We start from the raw sequence: 15,767 nt of genomic DNA, 5'->3' as shown, positions 1-15,767 counted from the left end.
AAGGGGTCGGCCGATCTCTCTACATATAATTAAGAATATCGAGTCACGCCGGTTCCCAACCTATACCAAACGCCGTGCTTCCGCTACTACGGACATTTTTACGGTAGAATAACCCGTTTTTCCAGGGCCGATATTCTGACTGTGACATCATCCCTTCTATCCGTATTGACACCCGAATGGGCAGAACAATCAGCAGTTTTGATCGCCTGGCCGTATTCTCATGGCGATTTCGAGCGATGGCTGAATGCCGTTGAAGAAACCTATGATCGGATCGCGCTCGAAATCGCTCGGCGGGAAACGGTCATTATCATCTGTCGGGATAATGCCCACCAAAGACACATACACCAACGGTTGGCATCTAACGGAACCGACCTCGATCGGGTTCGCTTTGTTCATTTGCCCTATGACGACGTATGGGTGCGGGATACCGCGCCATTGACACTTGCAACCGGACAGGGCGCGAAACTCGTCGACTTTCGCTTCAACGGTTGGGGCGGAAAATACCCGCACGAGAACGATGCGCGATTGGCTCAACGCCTGCACGCAAATGGAGTGCTCGGCGATACCCCCATGGACAGGGTTGAGTTTACCCTTGAAGGCGGCAGTGTGGAATCGGACGGTGAAGGCACAATTCTGACAACCAGCCGCTGCCTGCTGAATCCGAACCGCAACCCGGAACTCACGCGCGAACAGATCGAAGATCGACTGAAAACCGACCTCGGCGCCAGCCGTATCCTTTGGCTCGATCACGGCCATGCCGAGGGCGACGATACGGACGCCCATATCGACACGCTGGCCCGCTTTTGTTCACCGGATACCATTGCCTACACCGCCTGCAGCGACCCCGGCGATCCGCTGTTCGGCGAATTCAATGCGATGGAGGACCAACTGAGAACCTTCGCCAGTTTTTCGGGTCAACCCTATCGGTTGATACCGTTAAATATTCCGCGACCGATATACAGCGAGGAAGGTGATCGATTGCCGGCGACTTACGCCAATTTTCTGATCATCAACGGAGCCGTTTTGGTTCCGGTATATGACGACCCGTCGGACGCCGAGGCTATTGCAGGTTTGGCCGATCTTTTCCCGGGAAGAGAAATCATAGGCATTCCCTGTATGCCGCTCATCCGCCAATATGGCAGCCTTCACTGCATGACCATGCAGTTTCCGAATACCATTCGAGTAAGCTGATATGACACAGACATTCAAGGTAGGCTTAGTACAACAATCCTGCGGTTCCGGAGATAGGGACGTCAATTTACAGGCATCGATTCAAGGCATGAAAGAAGCTGCGGCCGAGGGTGCGGAATTGGTATTACTGCCGGAACTCCATCTCGGCCCTTATTTCTGCCAGACGGAAGATTGCAGCCGCTTCGACCTGGCAGAACCCATACCGGGACCAGCGACAGAAACGCTGGCCGCGCTTGCCAAGTCGCTCGGCGTGGTTATTGTAGGTTCTCTGTTCGAACGACGCGCTCCGGGACTCTATCACAATACGGCGGTTGTCCTGGAAAAGGACGGCAGTTTAGCCGGCAAGTACCGAAAAATGCATATACCCGATGATCCCGGATATTATGAGAAGTTTTATTTCACGCCCGGGGATACGGGCTTCAAACCCATAACGACTTCACTGGGAAAACTCGGGGTTTTGGTATGCTGGGATCAGTGGTACCCGGAAGCGGCCCGGTTGATGGCCCTGGCGGGTGCCGATTTGCTGCTGTATCCAACGGCCATCGGCTGGAATCCGGACGATGACGCCGAGGAACAGCAAAGGCAATTAGATGCATGGACAACCATTCAACGGGCACACGCCGTTGCCAATGGCCTACCGGTAATCTCCTGCAATCGCATCGGACATGAACCCGATCCCAGCGGTCAAAGCAAAGGCATCATGTTCTGGGGCAATAGCTTTGTCGCCGGCCCCCAGGGGGAAATTCTCCGTCAAGCCAATGAGAACGAAGAGCGCGTTATAGTGCTCGAAATTAACCGCCGGCGGTCTGAGGACGTCCGTCGTATCTGGCCATACCTGCGCGACCGGCGGATCGAAGATTACGCCGGATTGACCGAACGTTACCTGGATTAGCCAGCATCACTACAAACTCGGTAGCAAAACTCACCGACGGCCGGATTTCAAAAGCGCGAAATCCCTTCGATCCACTTCGCTCATTAGCAATGTTCAGCGGAACCCGGCGATCCGGCCGGGAACCTCGATCAGCTTTCGATCAAGACTTTACTTCAAAGTCTTCCAGACGATGGCCTTGTTCGATAAGCGTCTGTAGCCATTTCGGTTTCATGCCGCGGCCGGTCCATTTTTGAGACAGGTTATTGGGATTTTGAAATTTGACCGGAACTTTACTGCCCTTTCTCCCGGAAACTTTCGTGCCCTCGGTAATATCCACATTAACGCCGATCGAGGCAGCCAATTCCTTTATCTGGGCCATGACTTCCTTGCGCTTGGTTTCCTTCTTCTCTTTCAGTGCCTTTTGGGCATTTTCGATCATGCTCGCCAGTTCGGCTTCGGAAAGGTCTGCTAAATTGTTCTTCATAGGTTACCTCGATTATAAGACTGATGTACCAAGGATTGGGTTAATCTTGTGGTGACGTAATTAGTATATTAAAAAAATACAAAAAATAAATCGTTCATATTCTAGACAATTAGATAGAAGCGAGACGCATTGATTCAGACGAGAGCTCGAATTTTTCGATGCGCTGCCGGCCGAGTTATTCATTAGACATTCATCAGTTCATAGCCATGAATCAAGCTGAAAAACACCTGGGAGCCATTTCGCCTTTCACACCGGCCGTACCGACGGAAATCGCCCCGTCCATGATCTGGCAAAACCTTAACGGCTGTGGTGATTCTCTGGCTTTGGCCCAAGCCGCAAAGCAGGACAAGCGGCTCTATCTGATCGTAACCGAAGATACGCATAGCGCACTTAGGCTCGAACATGAAATCGAGTTTTTTCTCGACGGAAGCACATCGGTACTTCACTTTCCCGATTGGGAAACCCTGCCCTACGATGTTTTCTCCCCTCTTCCGGAAATCGTCTCGGAGCGGCTGAAAACATTCGCTCAATTGGCACGCATCGAACACGGGATTCTGATCACGCCGGTCGCCACCCTGATGCAACGACTGGCCCCGCGCTCCCATATATTGGCGAATACCTTTGCGCTAAAGGTAGGCAGCCGGCTCAATCTCGAAGAAACCCGGCAAAGACTGGAAAGCGTCGGATATGAGTGCGTTTCGCAAGTACTGCAACACGGCGAGTTTGCAGTGCGGGGTTCGATTATCGATCTTTTCCCGATGGGCAGTACCGTTCCCTTTCGAATCGAACTTTTCGACGACGAGGTGGAATCGATTCGGACTTTCGATACGGAAACTCAGCGGTCGCTGGAGAAGGTCGGGGAAATCAGCCTATTCCCGGCTCGCGAGTTTCCTTTCGACGAAGAAGCGATAAAGAGATTTAGACGTGCTTTTCGAACACATTTTCCCGACACGTCCATCAACAATCCGTTATTTCAAGACGTCAGCAAAAGCATAGCACCGGGAGGCATCGAGTACTATCTGCCGCTGTTCGTGGACGAAACCGAAACCCTATTCGACTATCTGCCGAAGAAAACCACTATCGTTCTGCACCATGCCACGGACGCCGCGGCCGAAGCGTTTTTTCAGGAAGCCGCAAAACGCCACGCTCACCGGTCCGGCCACATTGACCGCCCCCCACTCTCACCGGAATTGCTGTATCTCACGCCCGGAGACCTGTCCGAACGGCTTTCCGCTCACCCCAGAATCTATGTCACCTCGTCTTCCGCACGCGCCGCCGAAAAATTCGAATCGATCGATTTCGGCTGCCGGCCGCTTCCCGGCCTGGCGATAGATCCTAAGCTGAAACAGCCGGCTGCCGTTCTGGCCTCTTTTCTCGCCGAGAACGAAGGCAAGGTCTTGTTTGTCGCCGAAACCGCGGGACATCGGGAAGCGCTACTGGATACGCTTGCAAAGCACTCGATAAGGCCGCAGGTCGTCGAAAGCTGGCAAGGATTCCTTGCCGCGGAGAACAGCCCTTGTCTGGTCGTGGCGCCGATGGATCATGGTCTATGGCTGGCCGATCCTCCGCTGGCCATCATTACCGAAACCCAGCTTTCCGGAGAAAAGGTTCAACAGAGAAGGCGCCGCCGATCCGGAACCGAACGCAATCTGGAGCAGATTTTCCGCAATCTGGAAGAATTGGATGTCGGCTCGCCGGTCGTGCATCAGGACCACGGCGTCGGACGCTATCTCGGCCTTGCCAAACTAACGGTAGGCGGAATCGAAACAGAGTTTCTCGCGCTCGAGTATGCCAATAACGACAAGCTCTACGTCCCGGTTTCCTCGCTGCACCTGATCAGCCGCTATAGCGGCGCCGGCCCGGAAACCGCCCCTCTGCACAAACTGGGCGGAGAGCAGTGGCACAAGGCCAGGCGCAAGGCGCTGGAGCGGGTACGCGATATTGCGGCGGAATTGCTGAATATTTATGCGAAGCGAGCCGCCAGGCAAGGACATTCCTATAAAACGGTAAGCGAGGAATACGGCGCTTTCGCGGCAGGTTTTCCGTTCGAGGAAACGCCCGATCAGGAAACCGCCATCGTGGACGTCATAAAAGACATGGCCTCGACCCGCCCCATGGATAGGGTAATCTGCGGCGACGTCGGCTTCGGCAAGACCGAAGTGGCCATGCGCGCGGCTTTTATCGCGGCACAGAACGGCAAACAAGTGGCGGTTCTGGTGCCCACTACCCTGCTGGCACAACAGCATTTTCAGAACTTCCGGGACCGGTTCGCCGACTGGCCGATTCGGATCGAGGTGGTTTCGCGCTTCGTCTCCAAGAAACAGCAGGAGCAACTTCTCGAAGATCTGTCCAAGGGGGCGGTCGACGTTCTCATCGGCACCCACAAGATTTTGCAAAAGGATGTCCGCTTCAAGAATCTGGGACTGGTGATCGTCGACGAGGAGCACCGGTTCGGCGTCGCCCAAAAAGAACATTTCAAGAAACTGCGCAGCGAACTGGACTTCCTGACTCTGACGGCAACGCCGATTCCGCGCACGCTCAACATGGCGATGTCGGGGCTCCGGGACATTTCCATCATTGCCACCCCGCCGCCCAACCGTCACGCCATCAAGACTTTCGTCAGCGAATGGGACGATGCACTGATTCAGGAAGCGATTCTCCGCGAAATCAAACGCGGTGGACAGGTCTATTTCCTGCACAACAAGATCGAAACCATGGAGAAAACGGCACGAGACCTGGAAAAGCTGGTGCCCGCCGCCCGTATCCGCATCGCCCACGGACAAATGGCGGAACGGGAACTGGAGCGGATCATGCTGGATTTCTATCATCAGCGTTTCAATGTGCTGCTTTGCACCACCATCATCGAAAGCGGAATCGACGTTCCCACGGCAAACACCATTATCATCCACCGCGCCGATTTGCTGGGACTCGCTCAGCTGCACCAGATCCGAGGCCGGGTCGGCCGCTCGCACCATCGTGCTTACGCTTACCTGGTGGTACCGCCGAAATCCGTGATGACCGCCGATGCGGTCAAACGGCTCGAGGCCATTGAAGCCACGGGCGAACTCGGAGCCGGGTTCATGCTGTCTTCCCACGACCTGGAAATCCGCGGGGCCGGCGAATTGTTGGGCGGCGAACAAAGCGGTCAGATCCAGGAAATCGGCCTCAGCCTGTACACGGAATTGCTGGAACGGGCGGTGGCGGCCCTCAAATCCGGCAAATCGCTGAGTCTCGACATACTTCCCCACGAGGCCGGTCCCGAAATCGACCTGCAGTGCCCTGCTCTCATTCCCGACACTTATTTACCGGATGTCCATACCCGCCTCGTACTTTACAAGCGGATCGCCAATGCCAAGAGCGAAGAGGATTTGCGCAAGCTGCAAGTGGAAATGATCGACCGGTTCGGCCTTTTACCGCCGCCCACCAAGAACTTGTTTGCAATAACCGAACTCAAACTGAAAGCGGAAGCCCTGGGCGTACACAAGATCGAAGCGGGCTCCGGCGGCGGTCGCCTGATATTCAACGCGAATCCTGCCATCGATCCGGCGAAGGTCATCCGGCTGATCCAGGCCCAACCGCAAACCTACAAACTGGATGGCCCGGATAAACTTAAATTTTTCGCTCGCTTCGATACCCCCGAGAGTAAAGTCGCTTTCATCGACAGCTTGCTGCAACAGCTCGCAGCTTAGTTCGACTCAGCGGATCTCGCCGGGGGATACCGCTCCGGGCCGCTCCGTTATCGAAAATTTCTAGCCGTATTCTTAATTAATGCGGAGTCGTTTGTGCGGTATTTCCTTTTCTCCTTCCTGGTTTTACTGATCGGTTTGTCGACAGCGTATTATTGGGCCGGGCTTACCGGTCTTTTCCTCGCCGGTATCCTCAGCGTCATGGAAGTCAGCCTTTCGTTCGACAATGCCGTAGTCAACGCCTCGGTACTCAAAAGAATGAGCCTCCGCTGGCAGAGGCGTTTCCTCACCTGGGGCATGGTCATCGCCGTATTCGGCGCCCGTTTTCTGCTGCCCATCCTGATCGTCGCCGTCATCACCGGGCACAGCCTGCAGGATGTGGTTATTATGGCTTTTCGGGAGAGCGACGAGTATGCGCGTCATATCACGTCCGCTCATATACAGATTTCCGCTTTCGGCGGCATGTACCTATTGCTCGTATTTTTCAGCTTCCTGTTCGAGTCGGAACGGACCCTGCATTGGCTGGGCTGGGTCGAACGCCGATTGGCGCGCCTGGGTAAACTGGAGTCCATCGAGGTCATCACTGCGCTCACTTTTCTTTTGACGGCCCAAAACTACCTTCCGCTGGACCAGCGCCTGGACGCCCTCATCGCCGGGTTGGCCGGCGTCATTCTATTCGTGTTGGTAAAAAGTCTCTCCGCGCTGTTCGAAAACCCCAAATCCGCCGAAACCACCGTGCACAAGGCCGGTTTCATATCGTTTCTTTATTTGGAAATACTGGACCTTTCTTTCTCGTTCGACGGTGTCATCGGGGCTTTCGCATTGTCGAAAGACGTCGTGATCATCATGCTGGGGCTGGCCATAGGCGCGATGTTCGTTCGCAGTTTGACGATCTTTCTGGTTCAAAAGCGCACCCTGGATCAATATCTGTTCCTGGAACATGGCGCCCACTACGCCATAGGTGCCTTGGCCCTGCTGATGCTGGCCAGCATGGTGGTCGAAGTGTCCGAATTGCTGACCGGATTGACCGGTATGGGGTTTATTCTGTTGTCCCTGCTGTCATCGATTCGCCACAAGCGGAAACTGCTGCGCCGCAAAGCCGCTTGAAACAAACGACATATAGCCTTGAAGCCGTGCTCTTAATCGACGATAATAACGCTTCTTTAGCCCAGCCCGAGCACCGGGCTGGGTCGCCGAGTTCAATGGCGAGTCGCGTTGGTCCCCTCGCAGCGATACTCTGCAAACCCCGTCAGGCCCGGAAGGGAGCAGCGGTAGCAGCGGATTCGTGTGCCGAGGTGTGGCTGGCGCGGCTTGCCGCCCTAATTCACTCATCCCGGTCGATAGCGTGCACAAACCCTCAATGCCGTATCAGGCCCTAGCCCGGAAATGGCGTCCCCGCACTTTTAGCCAAATCGTCGGCCAGGAACATGTAGTCCGGGCATTGACCCACGCCCTCGAATTCGACCGGATGCATCATGCCTACCTCTTCACCGGCACCCGCGGCGTCGGCAAGACCACCATCGCGCGGATTCTGGCCAAGGCGCTCAATTGCGAGGATCGAAAGACCTACGACCCATGCGGCGAGTGTGTTGTCTGCCGGGAAGTGGATGAAGGCCGCTTTGTCGACCTGATCGAAGTCGACGCCGCTTCCCGCACCAAGGTCGAAGACACCCGCGATCTGCTCGAAAACGTGCAATATGCACCCAGCCAGGGACGGTACAAGGTCTACCTGATCGACGAAGTACACATGCTGTCGGGGCATAGCTTCAATGCCCTGCTCAAAACGCTGGAAGAGCCGCCGCCACACATCAAATTCCTGCTAGCCACGACCGATCCGCAAAAAATTCCGGTCACGGTACTATCCCGGTGTCTGCAATTCAATTTGAAGCGGCTGACACCGGATCAGATCCGAAGCCAGATGGAAGAAATCCTGCGACGCGAGGAAGTCGAATTCGAGGCCAACGCAGTAAAGCTGCTCGCCCGCGCTGCCGAAGGTTCCATGCGCGACGGGCTCAGCCTTCTCGATCAGTCCATCGTCCACGGCGGCGGTCGCCTCAGGGAAGCGGAAGTCAGCGCCATGCTGGGCACCGTGGCAAGGCATCCGGTCTTTGAACTGCTGTCGGCACTGGCCGGGAACGATGCTCCGGCGCTGTTGCAGCATATCGAGCAGATGGCTGAGCATGCACCGAATTTCGCGGACGTTCTTCAACAAATATTGATCATCCTGCACCACGCGTCGCTTGCTCAATGGGTGCCCGAAGCGATCAAGCGTGAAGACGACGCGGACCGGATACTGGACCTCGCGCACCGGATCAGCGCGGAGGATTTGCAGCTTTTTTATCAGATCGGCCTGATCGGCCAACGGGATTTACCGCTCGCACCGGATCCTCGCTCGGGCTTCGAAATGGTGATGCTGCGCATGCTGGCCTTCCGTCCGGCGGCGAAATCGGTGGACATACAGCATACCGTCGGCGCAACGCCTCCGAAGAAAGCCGAATCGCCGAAAATGGCCCGTTCGGTCGAACCTAATCCCGTCTCCGCACCAATCAGGGCCGAGCCCAAACCTGCACCAATTCGGGCGGACATCGAACCGGCCCCCACGCCCCGAACCGGAGCAACCCGCGACTGGCACGGACTGATCCATGCGATGGGCTTGGCCGGACTCACCCGCGAATTGGCAAACAATTGCATTCTGCAAGACCTGGACGAAAAATCCTGTATCCTGGCTCTCGATCCGCAACATGGCCATCTTCGCGTCAGTCGGGTGGAAGCCAACCTGGAAAAGGCCCTCAGGGATTATTTTAAAAGCCCCTTGAAGCTGACGATTAAGCTGGAAACGCCCGGACAGGAAACGCCCGCCTTGCGGATTCAGCGCGAGAAAGAGGAACGCCAGCGGACCGCGGAAATCGAAATAGAGCAAGACGAAAACATCAGGGCACTGAAAGAGCGTTTCGACGCCCGTATCGTCCCAGGTTCCACCAAACCCCTAGACTGACGGAGATTTCCCATGAAAAACCCGCTCGCAAATCTCATGCAGCAGGCCCAAAAAATGCAGGAAAACCTGCAAAAGGCCCAAGAAGAATTAGCCGCCATGGAAATTCAGGGCGAATCGGGCGGCGGACTGGTCAGAGTCGTCATGAATGGCAAGAAGGAAGTCAAAAAGGTCAGCATCGACGAAAGTCTGGTAAAAGACGATCGCGACATGTTGGAGGACCTGGTCGCTGCCGCCGTGAATGATGCCGTAAACCGGGTCAATCGCCTCAAACAGGAAAAAATGTCCGCTTTGACAGGCGGCATCGAGTTGCCCGCCGGATTCAAGCTGCCATTTTGAAGACGCCAGTCCTTACACCTGACCGTCCCCATCGCTCATGCCCAAAACCGGGGCTTTGTCCCAGTTGATGCAAGCCTTGCGCTGTTTGCCGGGCGTAGGACCGAAATCCGCCCAGCGGATGACGTTCCACCTGCTTCAGCGCGACCGCCGAGGCGCTCGGAATCTCGCCGAGTCGCTGCTGGCGGCCCTCGAAAAAATCGGGCACTGCATCCAATGCCGAACCTTGACCGAAGGCGAACTGTGTCGGATCTGTGCCAATCCCGGCCGGGACAGAACCCAGTTGTGTGTTGTGGAAACCCCTGCCGAGGTCTATGCCATCGATCAGGCGACCGGGTTCAAGGGAGTTTTTTTCGTACTCAACGGGAGGCTATCACCGCTCGACGGCATCGGCCCGAACGAATTGCGGCTCGATTTGTTGGAACAGCGTTTGGCATCGGGCGAAGTCAAGGAAATCATCCTGGCCACCAATACCACGGTGGAAGGCGAGGCCACAGCTCATTACATCAGCGAGCTGGCGCGGCAGAACGGGATTCGGACTACCCGCATCGCTTACGGCGTTCCTTTCGGCGGAGAACTGGAATATGTCGACGGCGCCACCTTGGCACACTCCTTCAACGGCCGCAAAGATTATTAAATTCGGCAACGGCAGTTGACTGCCGGACCAAGCCGAAAAGCCCTATGGATTTCGGCCGATCGACCTTACCATTGCCGTTTTCAAATTCAACCCAGCGGAGGAAACGATGACGGATTGTCTGTTTTGCAAGATGGTCGCCGGCGAGATCAAGCCTGCGGTGGTGTACGAGAACGATCATGTGCTAGCGTTCCGGGATATCCGTCCGCGCGCTCCGGTTCATGTGCTGGTCATACCGAAGCGCCATATTCCGACTCTCGACGACTTGTCCGAATCGGATTCGGCCTTGCCTCACGAGTTGCTGCAAGCGGTCAGGAAGGTCGCCCACTCCGAGGGCATCGCGGAAACGGGCTTTCGAACCGTCATCAATTGCCGGGGCGATTCAGGCCAGGAGGTCTATCATCTGCATCTCCATGTCCTCGGCGGACGGCCGATGAGCTGGCCGCCGGGCTGATTCCGACACCGGCGGATCGCTCCAAGCCCGGATTAAAGATCCCGCATTCGTGTGCCGGATCTTTAATCCGTCCCGATGGATGTCCCGTAAACACCTAAACATCCGGAGGTCGCTTATTCCTCCTCGTCGTCCCCGTGGAAATCGATGCCGAGAATCGACCAATTCTTGAAATCTGTCGGATCGTTCTCGACCAAACGAATTTTACAGGCGAATTTCCTTTCCACCTGCCCTTTCTCAGGGTCGATCATTCTGACGCCCGAGCGAATGATGTAAGTCCGATTGCCCAGAGCCCAGGCATCATATTTGCCGTCCAGGAAATCCGCGTCTTCGGGCACTATCTCTTCCTCTTTCATAGAGTTTTTGCAGTGCATCAGCGCGAAATCGGTGCGTTCGTTCCTCACATTTCCCAATAGTTCCGCTTCCGTTTCTTCCTCAAAGAACACATCCGATTCGACCACGTTCATCACGAAGGGAAGAATTGCTTTTTCGAGAATGACATAAAGCAGAATGATGAAGAGAATCAAGAATAGGAGTGAATACTTGCTACGGAATAAGTCTTTCATGGCTGACGCTTTAGTTATAGTTTCAGTTGATTGTCTATTGAATGAATCTCGGCACGTTCCAAAAAGGAGGACAGATTTTGCGGCAGTGGGAAAAAAATGTATATATTGTTCGCCTATCCGGGGCATTTTTTCGCAGCCTTTGAGGCCGGGCCGAACTTTCGGCCGCAAAACTGCTGCTAAGACCTGCGAGACGGTCATTAGTGCCCGCATTAGCGTTATGAAGTGCCTTTCTGATGGATTCCTGAGCGCGTGAGCAATCTGCCCGATCTTACGGCAAAGAGTACCCGGCAGGACAAGAAACTGGTGGTGGCGATCTCGTCCAGAGCCCTATTCGACCTGGATGAGTCCCACGCCGTTTTCGAACAGGAAGGGAAAGAAGCCTTCTGCCGGTATCAAGTCGAACACGAAGACAGCCTATTGGCTCCGGGCGTGGCCTTTTCGCTGGTCAAAAAGCTTTTGGCATTGAACCGGGTCTTGCCAGCCTCCATGGTCGAGGTCATCTTACTGTCGCGCAATAGCGCCGATACCGGACTCCGGGTATTCAACTCGATTCGGCATCACCAGCTGGATATCAGCCGCGCGGCCTTTACCAGCGGCCAGTCTCCGTTCAATTACATCGCGGCTTTCGGTGCCCACCTATTTCTCTCCGCCAATGCCGAGGATGTGGCCAAGGCTTTGGATGCCGGGTACGCGGCGGCGACCATCATGTCGTCCAGCAAGTCGTCGAACGAATCCGAGCAACTGAGAATCGCCTTCGACGGCGATGCCGTCCTGTTTTCCGACGAATCGGAGCGTATCTACCGCTCCGACGGCTTGCAGGCGTTCACCGAAAACGAAATCACCGAAGCGCGAAATCCGCTGTCCGGCGGACCGTTCAAGGCGTTTCTGGCCGCGCTCCACCAGATTCAGACCTTGTTCGGCCCCGATCAATCGCCGATCCGGACCGCGCTGGTGACGGCCCGGGCCGCCCCCGCGCACGAACGGGTGGTCCGCACCTTGCGCGCCTGGAATATTCGCATCGACGAAGCATTGTTCCTGGGCGGCATGGACAAAGGCCCGTTCCTGCGCGCGTTCGGCGCGGACATTTTTTTCGACGACCAGAAGGGCCATTGCGAATCCGCCTGCCTTCACGTCGCCACGGGCCACGTCCCGCACGGCATTGCCAATCGTTAGCGCCCGCAGATTTTACTGTGCGTAAAGAAAGTCAAGCCCCATTCGAATCGCCCTTACCCCAACCCAATCACTCCGCACATTCCCTGTGCGGAGCCGCAAGCGACGCTCACGCGTGCAAATCGGCCTCGCCACGCGAGGCTGTCCCGCTTCTCTCGCGAGTCCGGGGCAGCCCATCCCTGGTCTGCCCGCTCGTCGCGTTGCGCCTCGCCCTGCCGATTTGTCCCAGAGGGAGATGGGGGCTCCTGTGGCTTTACTTTCTTGACTGCTCGTAAGCGCCTGGAGCGGTTCCGGACGCTCCGCAGCCTTTTACAAGGCCTCGCGATTCCTGGCGCTGGTCCACCTCAAATGCCGATGCCGCTTCCGCTCGGTATCGATCTGATCTTCGACCTCGGCTTTCGAGAAACCCAGCATGGTCAGAACTTCCGCCGCGATCAGCAGGCTGGCTTCGAACATCTCGGGCACCACATGGTTGGCGCCGGCCATGATCAAGCCGGTATAGTCGGTGTGATGCTGGGTCCTGACGATGATTGGCAGCACATAACCCGACGAGCGGATTTTCGAAACCACTCGCTGAGCCTCCTTGAGCGATTTGAAGGTTAGAATCGCCAGACGCGCTTGGGCGATGTGGCAGCGTTCGAGCAATTCGATCCGGTCACAGCTCCCGTAAATCACCAACTCGCCTTCCTTGCGCCCTTTCTTGACCTGTTCGCTGTCGATGTCCATCGCGATGAACGGAACCCCGTTGGTCCTCAGGAATTTCCCGATCATCTGCCCGACCCTGCCGTAACCGGCGAGAATCACGTGATCGCTCAAGTCCACCGGGATCTGGTCGCGTTCGTTGTCCCGCGCCGAAACCCGCCGTCCCGCCACTCCTGCCAGCGCTTCACTGATTTCGAAGTTGTAGCGGATCAACAATGGACTCGCGACCATCGTGGCCCAGGCAATCAGGAGGACCCGCGAACTGGTATCCGCTGCGAGTATGCCCACTTGAGTGGCCAGGGCAATGAGGGCGAAGCCGAACTCGCTCACCTGGGCCAGCAACAACCCGGACTTGCAGGCAGTCCTGAAGGACTCCCCGATGATCAGGGCCGAAACGACCGTCATTGCCCATTTGCCCAGCACCACCAGGGCTGTGCCGATCAGGAGCAGGGACCATTCGCCGCTCAATAGCCCGACGTCGAGCTTCATGCCAAGGCTTGCGAAAAACAGCCCCATCAGGATATCCCGGAACGGCCGAATGCTCACCTCGACCTGATGTCGGAATTCGCTCTCGCCCAGCATGACTCCGATGATGAACGCTCCGAGCGCCATGGACAGGCCGAATGCACTCATCAGCCAGCCCGAAAGCAATACGATCACCAGAGTCGTCAGCACGAAGATTTCTTCCGACTGCATCTTGGTGATCTCGTAGAAAACGCGTGGCAATACCCAGCGCGCCACACCCAGGAGCAGGCCTCCGAGAAACAGAGTCGACCCTATGGTCCACGCGATTTGCCGATAAACCGCCTGATCGGAAGCGGCACCGAGCGTCGGAATCAGTATCAGGAGCACTACCGCAGCGAGATCCTGAAGAATCGAAACGCTGAGGGACAACCGCGCATAGTGGCGATTGATCAGCTTCAGTTCGTGCAGTTCCCGCGCGATGATCGCGGTAGAAGACACCGTCAGCGCCCCGGCGATGACCAAAGAGGCGATGGAGGAGTAGCCTCCGAACCCGATCAGGGCGCCGGACAATACGGCAATGGTGAAAGTCAGCTGCAATATCCCGAGTCCGAGCACCGACCGGCGCATCGCAAGCAGCCGGGGCAGAGAGAATTCGAGTCCTAGATCGAATAGCAGGAAAGTGACGCCCAGATCGGAGAATAAGCGGATGTTGGCGTCGTCTTTCACCAGACCCAGCGCATAGGGCCCTATCACGGCACCGGCGAACAGGTAAGCCAGTATGTCGGGAATGCGAAGACGCCGAAAAATGACGACACTGACCAGCGAACTGGTCAGAATGACCAGTAATTCGAGGAAGAATGCCGGTTGTTTCCAGTCGATCATGATCCCCCCGGCCTCGTCATGGCAGCCGGTTCGTTAACCCGGCCGGATGGATTTGGGCCGGGTTAATCCGCCGCGGCGACACGCTGCGTAAGCCAGGGCCGAATGCGTACCGCCGGAGTAGGCGGCGGCCCGGATAACGGGAAGGTGTTTACGGGCCGGACAAATGGTTAGAGCCGACGGCGAATAAAACTCCGACCGGAGTTTATCCGGTTCGTTCAGCTAGTCGAACAAGTAAATCCGATCCGGCGATACCGTCAAGCGTACGGCCTCGTTCTTCGAAAAGAGGTTTAGGCCCGGCAATCTCGCGGTCCAGACCGGCGCTTCCGGCAATCGATCGCCGGGGCGTCCGGGTCGAAAGTGAAGCAAAGTCTCGTGGCCCAGGTATTCCGCATTGACCACGACCGCTGGGAAGCCGCTTCCGCCCTCTTCCGCCAGGCGCGCGGCTTCCGGACGAAACCCCGCGGTGACCGGCAAGCCGCGGTCGCGAAGGCTCGCCGCGCGCCCGTCCGGCAATACCAGCAGAGCGTGTCCGCCGGCCCTGAGCTGCAAACGTCCGTCGAGGTCCTTTCGCAGCTCCGCGGTAAACAAATTCATCGGCGGATTGCCTATAAATCCCGCAACGAAGGCATTCGCCGGATGTTCGTATAGATCCTTGGGATCAGCCACTTGCTGAATGCGGCCCTGGTCGAGCACGGCGATACGCTGCCCCAAGGTCATTGCTTCCACCTGGTCGTGGGTGACATAAATCATGGTCGCGCCCGTGCGCCGCTGCAAATCGCCGATTTCCGCCCGCACCTGGATGCGCAGCTTCGCATCCAGGTTCGACAGCGGTTCGTCGAGCAGAAATACCGTCGGCTCCCTTACCAGCGCCCGGCCCATGGCGACGCGCTGACGCTGCCCACCCGAAAGCTGCTTGGGCAGCCTATCCATAACCTCCCCCAATCCGAGCATGTCCGCGGCCCAGCTTACCCGGCGCCTGATTTCATCTTTCGAGAGCTTCCGCATCTTCAGGGGAAATTCGAGATTGCCCCGCACCGTCATGGTCGGATACAAGGCATAGTCCTGGAACACCATGGCGATATTCCGCTGCTGCGGGCTGAGCTCGTTCGCCACGCGGTCGCCGATACGAATGACGCCGGCCGTGATTTCCTCAAGTCCCGCAAGGAGTCTCAGCAAAGTGGATTTGCCGCAACCCGACGGGCCTACGAAAACCATCAGCTCACCGTCTTCGACGCGAAGGCTGAGATCGGAGACGGCCCGATGGCCGTTGGGATAGATCTTATCTACGTGTTCCAATTCAACGCTCGCCATCCTTGACACGCCTAAAACGGAGGACC

The 15,767-nt window shown here is 56.6% G+C and carries 13 protein-coding genes and 1 other RNA gene; 10 read left to right on the top strand and 4 right to left on the bottom strand.

Features of this window, described 5'->3' with window-relative positions:
* Positions 1 to 141 precede the first annotated feature (141 nt).
* Entirely contained in the window at positions 142 to 1,191 is a 1,050-nt protein-coding gene (locus sS8_RS26045) for an agmatine deiminase family protein (RefSeq protein WP_170161272.1), read from the top strand.
* 1 nt (position 1,192) lies between these two features.
* Positions 1,193 to 2,083 (top strand): carbon-nitrogen hydrolase, encoded by an 891-nt coding sequence (locus sS8_RS26040; protein ID WP_119632308.1) that lies wholly within the window; start codon positions 1,193 to 1,195, stop codon positions 2,081 to 2,083.
* 139 nt (positions 2,084 to 2,222) lie between these two features.
* Here the strand turns inward: sS8_RS26040 and sS8_RS26035 are convergent, their stop codons facing one another.
* Entirely contained in the window at positions 2,223 to 2,546 is a 324-nt protein-coding gene (locus tag sS8_RS26035) for an H-NS histone family protein (RefSeq protein WP_119632307.1), read from the bottom strand.
* Between the two features lie 206 nt (positions 2,547 to 2,752).
* Here sS8_RS26035 and mfd point away from each other — a divergent pair, with 206 nt between their 5' ends.
* The 7 genes from mfd (at position 2,753) to sS8_RS26000 (ending at position 10,648) form a co-directional block, all read left to right on the top strand.
* Positions 2,753 to 6,235, top strand: coding sequence for a transcription-repair coupling factor (gene mfd, locus sS8_RS26030; protein ID WP_119633023.1), 3,483 nt, complete (start codon positions 2,753 to 2,755; stop codon positions 6,233 to 6,235).
* A gap of 93 nt (positions 6,236 to 6,328) precedes the next feature.
* Positions 6,329 to 7,339: a DUF475 domain-containing protein gene (locus tag sS8_RS26025; RefSeq protein WP_119632306.1), complete on the top strand. Its 1,011-nt coding sequence runs from the start codon at positions 6,329 to 6,331 to the stop codon at positions 7,337 to 7,339.
* 106 nt (positions 7,340 to 7,445) lie between these two features.
* An RNA gene (gene ffs / locus sS8_RS26020) (signal recognition particle sRNA small type) lies at positions 7,446 to 7,542 on the top strand.
* A 50-nt stretch (positions 7,543 to 7,592) separates the two neighbouring features.
* On the top strand, positions 7,593 to 9,227 hold the full coding sequence (gene dnaX / locus sS8_RS26015) for a DNA polymerase III subunit gamma/tau (protein ID WP_119632305.1): 1,635 nt from the start codon (positions 7,593 to 7,595) through the stop codon (positions 9,225 to 9,227).
* Positions 9,228 to 9,239: 12 nt separating this feature from the next.
* Complete coding sequence (locus tag sS8_RS26010; protein WP_119632304.1) at positions 9,240 to 9,563, top strand: YbaB/EbfC family nucleoid-associated protein; 324 nt, start codon at positions 9,240 to 9,242, stop codon at positions 9,561 to 9,563.
* Positions 9,564 to 9,600: 37 nt separating this feature from the next.
* On the top strand, positions 9,601 to 10,197 hold the full coding sequence (gene recR, locus sS8_RS26005) for a recombination mediator RecR (protein WP_119632303.1): 597 nt from the start codon (positions 9,601 to 9,603) through the stop codon (positions 10,195 to 10,197).
* A gap of 106 nt (positions 10,198 to 10,303) precedes the next feature.
* Positions 10,304 to 10,648 (top strand): histidine triad nucleotide-binding protein, encoded by a 345-nt coding sequence (locus sS8_RS26000; protein WP_119632302.1) that lies wholly within the window; start codon positions 10,304 to 10,306, stop codon positions 10,646 to 10,648.
* 113 nt (positions 10,649 to 10,761) lie between these two features.
* Here the strand turns inward: sS8_RS26000 and sS8_RS25995 are convergent, their stop codons facing one another.
* Positions 10,762 to 11,409: a hypothetical protein gene (locus sS8_RS25995; protein WP_232020446.1), complete on the bottom strand. Its 648-nt coding sequence runs from the start codon at positions 11,407 to 11,409 to the stop codon at positions 10,762 to 10,764.
* 51 nt (positions 11,410 to 11,460) lie between these two features.
* Here sS8_RS25995 and sS8_RS25990 point away from each other — a divergent pair, with 51 nt between their 5' ends.
* The gene (locus tag sS8_RS25990; RefSeq protein ID WP_408631156.1) at positions 11,461 to 12,384 is read left to right on the top strand and encodes a 5'-nucleotidase; all 924 of its coding nucleotides are present in this window, start codon (positions 11,461 to 11,463) and stop codon (positions 12,382 to 12,384) included.
* A 306-nt stretch (positions 12,385 to 12,690) separates the two neighbouring features.
* Here the strand turns inward: sS8_RS25990 and sS8_RS25985 are convergent, their stop codons facing one another.
* Both sS8_RS25985 and sS8_RS25980 read right to left on the bottom strand, forming a co-directional pair.
* The gene (locus sS8_RS25985) at positions 12,691 to 14,430 is read right to left on the bottom strand and encodes a cation:proton antiporter (protein ID WP_119632299.1); all 1,740 of its coding nucleotides are present in this window, start codon (positions 14,428 to 14,430) and stop codon (positions 12,691 to 12,693) included.
* A gap of 219 nt (positions 14,431 to 14,649) precedes the next feature.
* On the bottom strand, positions 14,650 to 15,741 hold the full coding sequence (locus sS8_RS25980; protein ID WP_119632298.1) for an ABC transporter ATP-binding protein: 1,092 nt from the start codon (positions 15,739 to 15,741) through the stop codon (positions 14,650 to 14,652).
* Positions 15,742 to 15,767: the final 26 nt, after the last annotated feature.

The sequence above is a fragment of the Methylocaldum marinum genome (assembly GCF_003584645.1).
Taxonomy (GTDB): Bacteria; Pseudomonadota; Gammaproteobacteria; order Methylococcales; family Methylococcaceae; genus Methylocaldum; species Methylocaldum marinum.
The sequence above is the reverse complement of the archived record's forward strand: the minus strand, read 5'-3'. Positions and strand labels throughout refer to the sequence as shown.

What these genes read in the sequence shown, in the direction of transcription:
- sS8_RS26040 (WP_119632308.1), top strand. Translation starts at nt 1,193, where the DNA reads ATGACACAGACATTCAAGGTAGGCTTAGTACAACAATCCTGCGGTTCC.
- sS8_RS26035 (WP_119632307.1), bottom strand. Translation starts at nt 2,546, where the DNA reads ATGAAGAACAATTTAGCAGACCTTTCCGAAGCCGAACTGGCGAGCATG.
- mfd (WP_119633023.1), top strand. Translation starts at nt 2,753, where the DNA reads ATGAATCAAGCTGAAAAACACCTGGGAGCCATTTCGCCTTTCACACCG.
- dnaX (WP_119632305.1), top strand. Translation starts at nt 7,593, where the DNA reads ATGCCGTATCAGGCCCTAGCCCGGAAATGGCGTCCCCGCACTTTTAGC.
- sS8_RS26010 (WP_119632304.1), top strand. Translation starts at nt 9,240, where the DNA reads ATGAAAAACCCGCTCGCAAATCTCATGCAGCAGGCCCAAAAAATGCAG.
- recR (WP_119632303.1), top strand. Translation starts at nt 9,601, where the DNA reads ATGCCCAAAACCGGGGCTTTGTCCCAGTTGATGCAAGCCTTGCGCTGT.
- sS8_RS26000 (WP_119632302.1), top strand. Translation starts at nt 10,304, where the DNA reads ATGACGGATTGTCTGTTTTGCAAGATGGTCGCCGGCGAGATCAAGCCT.
- sS8_RS25995 (WP_232020446.1), bottom strand. Translation starts at nt 11,409, where the DNA reads ATGACCGTCTCGCAGGTCTTAGCAGCAGTTTTGCGGCCGAAAGTTCGG.
- sS8_RS25985 (WP_119632299.1), bottom strand. Translation starts at nt 14,430, where the DNA reads ATGATCGACTGGAAACAACCGGCATTCTTCCTCGAATTACTGGTCATT.
- sS8_RS25980 (WP_119632298.1), bottom strand. Translation starts at nt 15,741, where the DNA reads ATGGCGAGCGTTGAATTGGAACACGTAGATAAGATCTATCCCAACGGC.